The 10305-nt window shown below is 67.7% G+C and carries 10 protein-coding genes; 6 read left to right on the top strand and 4 right to left on the bottom strand.

Features of this window, described 5'->3' with window-relative positions; all coding sequences use genetic code 11:
* Positions 1–442 precede the first annotated feature (442 nt).
* On the bottom strand, positions 443–1864 hold the full coding sequence (locus tag VFL64_RS16835) for a wax ester/triacylglycerol synthase family O-acyltransferase (protein WP_489541532.1): 1422 nt from the start codon (positions 1862–1864) through the stop codon (positions 443–445).
* A gap of 90 nt (positions 1865–1954) precedes the next feature.
* Here VFL64_RS16835 and VFL64_RS16840 point away from each other — a divergent pair, with 90 nt between their 5' ends.
* Positions 1955–2215 carry an acyl-CoA-binding protein gene (locus VFL64_RS16840; protein WP_489541533.1) on the top strand — a complete coding sequence of 87 codons (261 nt, stop codon included), beginning with the start codon at positions 1955–1957 and terminating at the stop codon, positions 2213–2215.
* Between the two features lie 22 nt (positions 2216–2237).
* On the opposite strand, the gene VFL64_RS16845 is transcribed toward VFL64_RS16840, so the two are convergent.
* Genes VFL64_RS16845 through VFL64_RS16855 form a run of 3 tightly spaced genes read right to left on the bottom strand, consistent with a single transcriptional unit; the run spans position 2238 to position 5711 of the window.
* Positions 2238–2570: a polyhydroxyalkanoic acid system family protein gene (locus VFL64_RS16845; RefSeq protein ID WP_489541534.1), complete on the bottom strand. Its 333-nt coding sequence runs from the start codon at positions 2568–2570 to the stop codon at positions 2238–2240.
* Positions 2571–2586: 16 nt separating this feature from the next.
* Positions 2587–3654: an aminopeptidase gene (locus VFL64_RS16850; RefSeq protein ID WP_489541541.1), complete on the bottom strand. Its 1068-nt coding sequence runs from the start codon at positions 3652–3654 to the stop codon at positions 2587–2589.
* Between the two features lie 14 nt (positions 3655–3668).
* The gene (locus tag VFL64_RS16855; RefSeq protein ID WP_489541535.1) at positions 3669–5711 is read right to left on the bottom strand and encodes a molybdopterin-containing oxidoreductase family protein; all 2043 of its coding nucleotides are present in this window, start codon (positions 5709–5711) and stop codon (positions 3669–3671) included.
* 138 nt (positions 5712–5849) lie between these two features.
* On the opposite strand from VFL64_RS16855, the gene VFL64_RS16860 reads away from it, so the two are divergent.
* The 5 genes from VFL64_RS16860 to VFL64_RS16880 all read left to right on the top strand — a co-directional run.
* The gene (locus VFL64_RS16860) at positions 5850–6980 is read left to right on the top strand and encodes an ABC transporter substrate-binding protein (RefSeq protein ID WP_489541536.1); all 1131 of its coding nucleotides are present in this window, start codon (positions 5850–5852) and stop codon (positions 6978–6980) included.
* A gap of 161 nt (positions 6981–7141) precedes the next feature.
* On the top strand, positions 7142–8350 hold the full coding sequence (locus tag VFL64_RS16865) for a M20 aminoacylase family protein (protein WP_489541537.1): 1209 nt from the start codon (positions 7142–7144) through the stop codon (positions 8348–8350).
* 2 nt (positions 8351–8352) lie between these two features.
* Entirely contained in the window at positions 8353–9480 is a 1128-nt protein-coding gene (locus VFL64_RS16870) for a M14 family metallopeptidase (protein WP_489541538.1), read from the top strand.
* Between the two features lie 81 nt (positions 9481–9561).
* The gene (locus VFL64_RS16875; protein ID WP_489541539.1) at positions 9562–9870 is read left to right on the top strand and encodes a DUF1272 domain-containing protein; all 309 of its coding nucleotides are present in this window, start codon (positions 9562–9564) and stop codon (positions 9868–9870) included.
* A gap of 4 nt (positions 9871–9874) precedes the next feature.
* Positions 9875–10305 (top strand): cysteine hydrolase family protein (locus VFL64_RS16880; RefSeq protein WP_489541540.1); only part of this gene is annotated, 431 nt, incomplete at its 3' end.

Raw genomic sequence — 10305 nt, forward strand, 5'->3', positions numbered from 1 at the left:
CCCATCGTCTCGCCTCGCTGCGCATCGGCTTGAACCCTCGGCAAAGCGAAGCGAGCCGAGACACGATGCCGAAGGCGAGCTTTCTCTTGGGCCCCGTGGTGAGCCGTCGAGCAGCGCAGGGCTTGGGGGCTGCGTGCGCCAGCACGCTTCGTCTTCTGACTTCGCGCCGCCTGTCTGAACGCAGCGGCCCAGGGCCGCGTAGTGAGTTGGGCGCGAGCCCCCAAGACCGAGCAGCGCAGAGCAGTCGGCCCTAGGCCGACCGGCGAGCAGGGTGCCCTTTCTTTTGCCTTCTTTTCTTTGGGCAAGCAAAGAAAAGAAGGTGCGCCGCCGGGCGCATATCCCGGCGCCGACGAGCAAGCCAGGTAGAACCCAACCACGCAATGCGGGCACAAGGCTTCGACACCTCAGCCCGAACGGCTGGCGATGCGCGAAAGAGTCGACCTCACTCCCACGGCAACATCAAGGTCACCACCAACAACTTCTCAAACTCCGGCTCGAACCGATCGATGATCTTCTGCGGATCCGGGCACAGCTGCGCATCCGTGATCAACCCGAACTGCACCCCGCCGCCGTAGCTGAGCACCGACACCCCCACCCCGATCTCCCCCGACTGCGGCACCCAGAACATCACCTGCTCCAGCGTCGAGCCGCAGATCTTGAGCGGCGTCCCCGGCCCCGGTACGTTGGTCATCACCGCCGTCGCCTTCTTGGCAAAGATGTTCAGCAAGGCATCCTGCATCGGCTTGATCAAGAGCCCCGCCACCGCCAGCACCGCAAAGGCCAGCAGCGGCTGGTAGCTGCCCTTCAGTTCCTGCATGCGCGCCTTCACCGCGAACACCCGCTCGATCGGGTTGACGATGCCGATGGGCAGCACCAGCGGCACCAGACCGAACTGGTTGCCGAGCTTGTAGGCCTTCTCCATTGGCCGCAGGTTCACCGGCACCATGGCGCGGATCTCCTTGCCCTGCGTGTCTTCACCCGTTTCGCGCAGGTAGCCGCCGATGGCGCCGGCCACGCTGGCCAGCAGCACGTCGTTCACCGAACACCCGAGCGCCTTGCCGATCGCCTTCACCGCATCCAGCGGCAGCGGCTCACCCCAGGCCACACGCTTGGCTCCGATGGGCTTGCCCTTGAGCCGGGTGGGCGAGTCGTCGGGCATCAGCAGCATGGCCGCGGCATCGGAGACCACCTGGTAGCCGATGCGCGCCATGTCCACCGTGCCCTGCAGCGGCTGTTGCGGGTTGGCCAGCATCTCCACCGACTTGGCCATGCCGCTGCCGGTGAGGCCGATGGCCTTGATGGTGGCGTCGGTGAGCGGCCGCATGATGGCGTCGGCAAACCAGTCGAACTCTTCGTCGCCCGGCTTCTGGGGGCGCCTGCGCGGCGGCGGCTCCATGCCGCCATCGGTGATGGACAACATCACCGAGATCAACGCGATGCCGTCGGCAATGCAGTGGTGGATGCGTGCGATGAGCGCACTGCCGCCGTCGTAGTCTTCGATGAAGTGGAACTGCCACAGCGGCCGCATGCGGTCGAGCGGGGTGGTGCACAACTCGCCCACCCGCTCCTGAAGGGCCTCGCGTTCGCCTTGGCCGCGCCGGCGCGTGAGCGCTTCAGCGCGCACGTGGTGCTCGATGTCGAAACCCTCGTCGCGTACCCACTGCGCGCCCATCGCGTCTTCGACCACCTTCTGCTGGAAGCGGCCGTACTTGAGCAGCTTGGCCTGCACGCGCTCGCACAAGGCCTCATAGGCAATGCCCGGCTGGATGCGCCAGACGCCGACGATCATCATCAGGTTGACGTCGTTGTCCATGCGCAGCCAGGCGGTGTCCACCCGCGACATGCGTTCAACGGCTGGGGCCATTTCGGAGTTCCTTCCCTAGTGATCCGGCGCAAGATGCTGGGTAACATCCGCCCCGTCAATGCCCACTTTCACCCACACGGAGACAACACCATGGCCGATCTTCAAGCGCAGTTCGAGCAAGCGCGTGCCGATTCCAAGAACCTGCCCGAGAAGCCCGACAACATGACCCTGCTGCGCCTCTACGCGCTGTACAAGCAAGGCAGCGTGGGCGACGTGGACACCAAGCGCCCCGGCTTCACCGACATGGTGGAGCGGGCCAAGTGGGACGCCTGGAACATGGCCAAGGGCACCTCGAAGGAAGAGGCGATGCAGGGCTACATCGACCTGATCAACGAGCTGAAAGAAGGCTGAGCGCTCCGCCTCCGCCCACGCACTACTTCTTGGCCGCCTTCTTGGCCACCGCCTTCGGCTTGGCACCCTTGGCCAGCAAGGCGTCGAGGTTCTTCTCGATCTCGGCCTCGATGGTCTTGGTGAAGGCGCCGAGCAGGAAGCCGAGCTTGGCCTTCAGCTCGAAGTGGTCGGGGGCCACCGTGAGGTAGCCGTTCACGCCGCTGCGCGTGAACTCCACCGTGTCGCTGAACTCGCCCTCGATCACGGTGCACTCCATGTCGAGCTTCTTCTCGGCGTCTTCGGCCCACTCCCAGGCCACCTTGCGGGCCTGTTCGAGCCCGAGCTGGTGCTCGCGGCGGATGTTGATGTCGGGCATATCTTCTTCTCCGTGATCAGGGGCCGAGTGTCGCGCGGCGCTCGGCCATCGGCAAGGCGGCGATGCGCTTGACCTCGGCATAGAAGCGCTCGAAGTCGCTCCCCTCGCGCTCGAACAGGCGCTCGAACTGCGGCACCAGTTCGTTGTAGGCAGCGAGCACCCCGAGCGAGGCGTTGTTGGCGGTCTCGAACCAGCGGTCGTAGCCGCTGAAGCCATTCCAGCGCTCGGCCTTCATCACGGCAAAGTCGGCACGCAGGCGAGCGAAGCGTTCCGCCTTGGCGCGGCGCTTGTCGTCGTCGCTCAGCGCGGGGTTGCGGTAGATCGCATCGAGCTCGGCGCGCGCCTGCAGCGTGAGGCGGCGGAAGTCGGCCCGGCGCGACTCGCTCGCCTCGGACTCGACGCGCGCTTCGAGGCTGGCGTGCTGCTGCAGCCAGCGCCGCCCGCCGATGCGCTCCACGGCGGTGGCGAAAGACTCGTTGAACATGGTGTCGCCGCTGGCGTAGGCCACCTGGTGCGCCAGCTCGTGGAAGACGAGCCGTGCGAGTTCGCCTTCGGGCCAGCGGACAAAGGTGCTGAGCAGCGGGTCGCTGAAGTAGTCGCCCGGCAGCTTGCCCAAAGTGGAGTAGGCGGGGATGGCCTGAACATTGGCCTCCAGCCCCTCGGCGCGCAACTCGGTGGCGAGCGCTTCGGCTGCATCGCGCGCGTAGTAGCCGCGGTAGCCCACGCAGCCCACGACCGGGAAGCACCAGGTCTTGAGCGTGAGGCTCAGTTCCGGCGCAGCCACCACGTTCCACACCGCGGCGCCGCGCTGCAGGTCGGCATAGCGGCGGTAGCTGGCGTTGTCGGGCAGCTTGAGTTCGCTCACCGCGTAGTCGCGGATGCGCTGGCTCAAGCGCAGGCGCTCGGCCAGGTCGGCCGGCGTACTCGTGTCGGCCAGCCACTCGGGCACCGGCTTGGCCTGGTTGAGCAGCGAGAGGTGGCCCGAAGTGGCCTGCGCGTAGTAGCCCAGGCTGCTGCAGCCGCTGGTGAGGCACACCGTGCCCAATGCCAGGGCGGCGATGCCGACAACGCTGGCGAGCGACATCCAGAGCCAGCGCTTCAAACGGCGCGCACGTCCACCAGGCAGTCGTAGAACGACGGCGCGCGGCCGAGGTCGGTGAGCTGCTGGTGGGTGACTTCGTTGACGTTGGTGCCGGCCACACCCAGCTTGCGCCACCAGATGCCCAGGCCGTTGACGACGCCGGGCCGCGCGCGCGGGCTCACTGCGAGCTTGCAGCGGTACTCGCCGCGCTGGTTGAACACGCGCACCAGCTCGCCACCTTGCAGGCCGCGCGCGGCGGCGTCGCTCGCGTGCATTTCGAGCAGCGGCTCACCTTCGATGTCGCGCAGGCTCTTCACGTTGACGAAGCTGGAGTTGAGGAAGTTGCGCGCCGGCGGCGAGATCATGGCGAGCGGGTAGTGCTTGGCGAGTTCGGGCGCCGAGCGCGCCGACTCGTAGTTGGGCACGTGGTCGGGCACGCCCAGGCCGGGCGCGTCGATCATGCAGCGGCCGCTGGCGGTGGGGAAGCCGCCGTCGGCGAAGGGGGCCTCGGGCAGCGGCAGCTTGACCCAGCCGTGCTCGCGCAGTGCGTCGAAGCCCACGGTCTTGCCGCTCTTATCAACGGCAAAGGCGCTGCGCGCCATCGTCTCGTCGCTGTCGGAGAAGCAGGGCTCGCTGAAGCCCATGCGCGCCGCCAGTTCGCGGAAGATCTGCGTGTTGGGCTTGGCCTCGCCCAGCGGTGCGATCGCCGCTTCGTTGATCAGCGCGTAGGTGTGGCCGTAGCTGGTGTGAACGTCCAGGTGTTCGAGCTGCGTGGTGGCAGGCAGCACGTAGTCGGCCAGGTCGGCGGTGTCGGTCATGAAGTGTTCGAGCACCACGGTGAAGAGGTCGTCTCGCGCAAAGCCCTTCACCACCTTGGGTGACTCGGGCGCCACCGCCACCGGGTTGCTGTTGTAGACGACCAGCGCTTCGATCCTGGGGCCGAAGGTGGCCGAACTCTCCTTCAGCAAGTCATCCCCGATGGTGCTCATGTTGATGGTGCGAGGCCGGCGCGCGCCCAGGAGGTCGGGCCGCTGCAAGGCCTGCGCGTCCTTCGGGAACCAGCCCGAGGCCGACAGCAGCAGGCCACCCGCGCGGTGCCGCCAGGCGCCCACCAGGCAGGGCAGGATCGCGATCAGCCGCACCGCATTGCCCCCACCGCGCACGCGCTGCATGCCGTAGTTGAGGCGGATGGCCGCGGGCTTCGTCGTCGCGTAGTCACGCGCGAGCTGGCGCACTTCGTCGGCCGTGATGCCGCAGACCTCGGCCGTGCGCTCGGGCGTCCAGGCCAAGGCGCGCTCGCGCAGCGTCGGCCAGCCCTGCGTGTGGCGCTCGATGTAGTCGTGGTCCAGCCAGTCGTGGGCGATCAGCTCGTGCATCAGGCCCAAGGCCAGCGCGCCATCGGTGCCCGGCAGCAGCGCGATGTGCTGATGGCACTTGTCGGCCGTCTCGGTCTTGCGCGGGTCGATGCAGACGAGCCTGGCACCTTCGCGCTTGGCCTTCTGCGCGAAGGTCCAGAAGTGCAGGTTGGAGGCGATGGAGTTGCTGCCCCAGATCAGGATCAGCCGGCTCTCGGCAAAGTGCTCCAGGTGCATGCCCACTTTGCCGCCGTACGTGGCGGCCAGCGCGTCGCCACCGGCCGAGGCACAGATGGTGCGGTCGAGCAGCGAAGCGCCCAGTTTGTGGAAGAAGCGCCGGTCCATGCTCTCGCCTTGCAGCAGACCCATGGTGCCGGCGTAGCTGTAGGGAACGATGGCCTCGGGGTTGCGCGCAGCGATCTCGGCGAGGCGCGCGGCGATGTCAGCAAGCGCTTCCTGCCAGCTCACACGCTCGAACTGACCACTGCCTTTGGGGCCGACACGCTTGAGCGGGTGCAGCACGCGCTCGGGGTGGTAGCTGCGCTCGGTGTAGCGCGACACCTTGGTGCACAGCGCACCGTGCGTCGGCGGGTGATCGGGGTCGCCTTGTACGCGTATCGCACGGCCATCTTCGACGGTGACGCGGATGGCGCAGGTGTCGGGGCAATCGTGCGGGCAGGCGGCACGGACGGTGATGCTGTTCATGCGGGAACTATTGCACAGGGGCCTCGCGCGCGTGCTCCGTGGGGCTTGGGCACAGAACACCTAGGGTTTACACTGATTTTCCCCCGGAGAGGCCTCACAAGGGCCTCACTGGCCCTCGTCTCTTTCCATCCCCCGATCATGAAACGCCGTACCCTGCTCCAGCACATGGTGGCCTCGAGCGCCGCCCTGTCCCTGCCTTCGTTCGCGCAAAGCGATCGCCGCATCGTCATTGGTCAATCTGCCGCCTTCAGCGGCCCGGCCGCCCAGTTGGGCATCCAGATGAACCGGGGGGCCAAGATCTACTTCGACGCGCTGAATGCCGCTGGCGGTGTGAATGGCAACACCATCGAGTTGCGCACGCTGGACGACGGCTACGAGCCCGACCGCTGCAAGGCCAACACCGAACGCTTCATCACCAAGGAGAGCGTGTTCGCCCTCTTCGGCTACGTGGGCACGCCCACCTGCCTGGCCGCACTGCCGGTGGTGAACGAGAACAAGACCGTCTTCTTCGGCCCCTTCACCGGCGCCGAGTCGCTGCGCGACCCGTTCAGCAAGAACGTGTTCCACATCCGCGCCTCGTACTTCGACGAGACCGCCCTGATCGTCAAGCAGCTCACCTCGCTGGGCCTGAACAAGATCGCCGTCTTCTATCAGAACGACGCCTACGGCAAGGCCGGCCTCGACGGCGTGACGCGCGCCCTCAAGCCTTCCAACCTGACACCCGTGGCCACCGGCACGGTGGAGCGAAACACCGTCAACGTGGCCCAGGCCGTGAAGGACATCGTGGCCGCCAAGCCCGAGGCGGTGGTGCAGATCAGCGCCTACAAGTCGTCGGCTGCCTTCATCCGCGAAGCGCGCAAGGCCGGTTACGGCGGCACCTTCTACAACGTGTCCTTCGTGGGCACGCAGGCCCTCGCCGATGAGCTCGGCAAAGAGGCCCGCGGCATCATGATCAGCCAGGTCATGCCCTCGCCCTTCTCGACCACCGCGCCGCTCTCGCGCGAGTACCTGGAGGCCGTGGCCAAGGCCGGTGCCGACGCCACCGCCAACTATTCGAGCATGGAGGGCTACGTGGCCGCCAAGGTCTTCGCCGAAGGCCTCAAGCGCGCCGGCAAGAACCCCTCGCGCGAGTCGTTCATCGCCGGCATGGAGTCGATCAACAACGCCAACCTGGGCGGCTTCAACGTGGCCTTCGGCCCGCACGACCACGTGGCCTCGCGCTTCGTGGAGCTGTCGATGCTCACGGAAGACGGCAAGGTCAGGCGCTGAAACAAGGCCCCCAGGCTCACTGCGTTCGCTGCCCCCCCCGAGGGTGCGGTCAGGGTCTTGGGGCGGCCCGGCGTCCCTGACGTCAGTCAGTCAGTAAACTGGCTTCCTCCCTGCACGGCCTCGCCAACAGCGAGGCCGTGTTCCTTCCGGAGTAGAGAGCCATGCAGCTGATCGAATCCATCCTGGCCGACGCGGCGGCCGTCACCGCGATCCGCCGTGACATCCACGCCCACCCCGAGCTGTGCTTCGAAGAGAAGCGCACCGCCGACCTGATCGCCAAGGCGCTCACCGACTGGGGCATCCCCATCCACCGCGGGCTGGGCACCACCGGCGTGGTGGGCATCGTCAAGGGCACGCGTGGCAACTCCGCCCGCGCCGTGGGCCTGCGCGCCGACATCGACGCCCTGCCCATCACCGAGCGCAACACCTTCGCGCACGCCAGCCAGTACCTGGGCCGCATGCACGCCTGCGGCCACGACGGCCACACCGCCATGCTGCTGGCCGCGGCCAAGCACTTCGCCAACGAGAAGAACCGCGATTTCGACGGCACCGTCTACCTGATCTTCCAGCCCGCCGAGGAAGGCGGCGGCGGTGCGCGCGAGATGATCAAGGACGGCATCTTCACCCTCTTCCCCATGGAGGCGGTGTTCGGCGCGCACAACTGGCCGGGCATGAAGGTCGGCCAGTTCGCGCTCAAGAACGGGCCCTGCTTCGCCTCCAGCAACGAGTTCAAGATCACCATCCGCGGCAAGGGCTCGCACGCGGCCATGCCGAACCTCGGCACCGACCCCGTGCCGATCGCCGCGCAGCTGATCATGGGCTTCCAGACCATCGTCTCGCGCAACAAGAAGCCCATCGACCCGGGCGTGATCTCGGTCACCATGGTGAACGCCGGCGAGGCCACCAACGTCGTGCCCGACAGTTGCGTGCTCGAAGGCACGGTGCGCACCTTCACGCTCGAGCTGCTCGACCTCTTCGAGCAGCGCATGAAAGAGATGGCTGAGCACACCTGCGCGGCCTTCGGTGCCGAGTGCGAGTTCGAGTTCGTGCGCAACTACCCGCCCACCATCAACCACCCTGCCGAGACCGCCTTCGCGCGCCGCGTGATGGCCGAGGTGGTCGGCCCCGAGAACGTGCAGGAGTTCGAGCCCACCATGGGCGCCGAAGACTTCAGCTACTTCCTGCTCGAGAAGCCCGGCTGCTACTTCCTCATCGGCAATGGCGACGGCAGCCACCGCATCGGCGGCCACGGCCTGGGGCCCTGCATGCTGCACAACCCGAGCTACGACTTCAACGACGAGTTGATCCCGCTGGGCGCCACGCTGTGGGTGCGCCTGGCGAACGAGTGGCTGGGCCAGCCGCGCCCCTGAGCGTGGACACGCTCGCCCCGCTGGGCGACGACATCTCCGCCGGCTTCGCGCAGACCTATGCGGGCGCGCGCGCCAAGTTCCTCGAGGCCGCGGAATCGGCCCACCTCGACGTGCAGACCCATCCGCACCCGCTGGTCGGGCGCGATGGCGAAGCGCTGGCGCTCGACGTGGTGCGCGACGGCCCACGCGAGGCCACGCGCCTGCTGCTGATCAGCAGTGGCTGCCACGGGGTCGAAGGCTTCTGCGGCTCGGGCATCCAGGTGGCCCTGCTGCTGGACGAGGCCTGGCGCGCGCAGGCCCACGCCGCGGGCGTGGCCGTCGTCTACCTGCATGCACTCAACCCCTACGGCTTCTCGTGGTGGCGCCGCACGACGCAGGAGAACGTCGACCTCAACCGCAACTTCCAGGATTTCCATCGCCCGCTGCCGGCCAACCCGGGCTACGACGAGATCGCGCACGCGCTGGTGCCCGCCACCTGGCCGGCCGGCTGGCGCGAGCGCTGGGCCCTGACCTCGTTCCTGCTGCGACGCGGCCCGCGTGCCTTGCAAGCCGCCGTGTCGGGCGGCCAGTACGGGCATCCTCAGGGCCTGTTCTACGGCGGCCGTGCGCCGACCTGGAGCCAGGTCACGCTGCGCCACGTGCTGCGCGAGCAGGGGGCAGGCGCCGAGCGCATCGCCTGGATCGACCTGCATACCGGCCTGGGCAAGAGTGGCGTGGGCGAGCGCATCCATGCCGGCCGGCCCGATGCCGCCGCCCTGGCGCGCGCCCGCGCGTGGTGGGGGGACAAGATCACCTCGATCGACGACGGCAGCTCCAGCTCGGCGCCACTCACCGGGATGATCTGGAGCGCGATCTACGACGAATGCCCACAGGCCGAGTACACCGGCATCGCGTTGGAGTACGGCACGCAGCCGCTGTGGCGCACCTTGCAGGCCCTGCGCGCCGACCAGTGGCTGTCGAACCACCCCGAACACCTGGCCTCGCACGGGCCGCGCATCAAGCAGCAGATCCGCGACGCCTTCTACACCGACACGCCCTCATGGAAGCAGCGCGTGGTGGCGCAGGCGAAGGAGGCCGCAGGCCAGGCGGTGGCTGGTTTGGCCTCGGGTTCGATGCCTGTCCGGAACTGATCGTTTCCCGTCGTGTATTGTCCAGACGGTTCTGCGCGAACCGCCTATCGTTCAGACACTGGACGACACCCGGAGAACGCCATGCTCGAACTGCGGCCCGACTGCGAGAACTGCACGAAGCCCCTGCCGCCGAACGCCACCGACGCGATGATCTGCAGCTTCGAGTGCACCTTCTGCACCGACTGCGTGGCACGCGTACTGGCCAACGTGTGCCCCAACTGCGGCGGCGGCTTCTGCCCGCGGCCGGTGCGCCCGGCGCGCAACTGGAAGGGCGGGAACTACCTCGGCCAGTACGCCGCGCGCACGGCCCCCAAGCACCGTCCGGTGGATGCGCAAACGCACGCCGCCTTCGCCAACGACATCAAGAACATCCCACCCCAGGAGCGCTGACACCATGAACACCGCATTGATCCTCATCGACGTCCAGCAATCGTTTCGCCACAGCCCGTACTGGAGCGACCGCGAACTGCCGGCTTTCCTCGCCAAGACCAACGCCCTGGTGGCCGGCTGCGCGGCGGCCGGCGTGCCCATCGTGCGCATCCTGCACGTGGACGGCGACAAGGCCTTCTCGCTCGCCTCGGGCCACGTGCGCCCGCTCGACGGCCTGGCCGACTTCAAGGCCGCGGCCGAGTTCCAGAAGAACCGACACAGCGCGCTGGTGGGCACGGGGCTGATGGTGTGGCTGCATCGGCAGCGCATCAGCCGGCTCATCGTCGCCGGCATCCGCACCGAGCAGTGCTGCGAGACCACCACGCGCCACGCCGCCGACGAGGGCTTCGAGGTCGACTTCGTGCCCGAGGCCACACTCACCTTCGACATGAAGCA

Source organism: Rhizobacter sp. (assembly GCF_035702065.1).
Lineage (GTDB): Bacteria > Pseudomonadota > Gammaproteobacteria > Burkholderiales > Burkholderiaceae_C > Rhizobacter.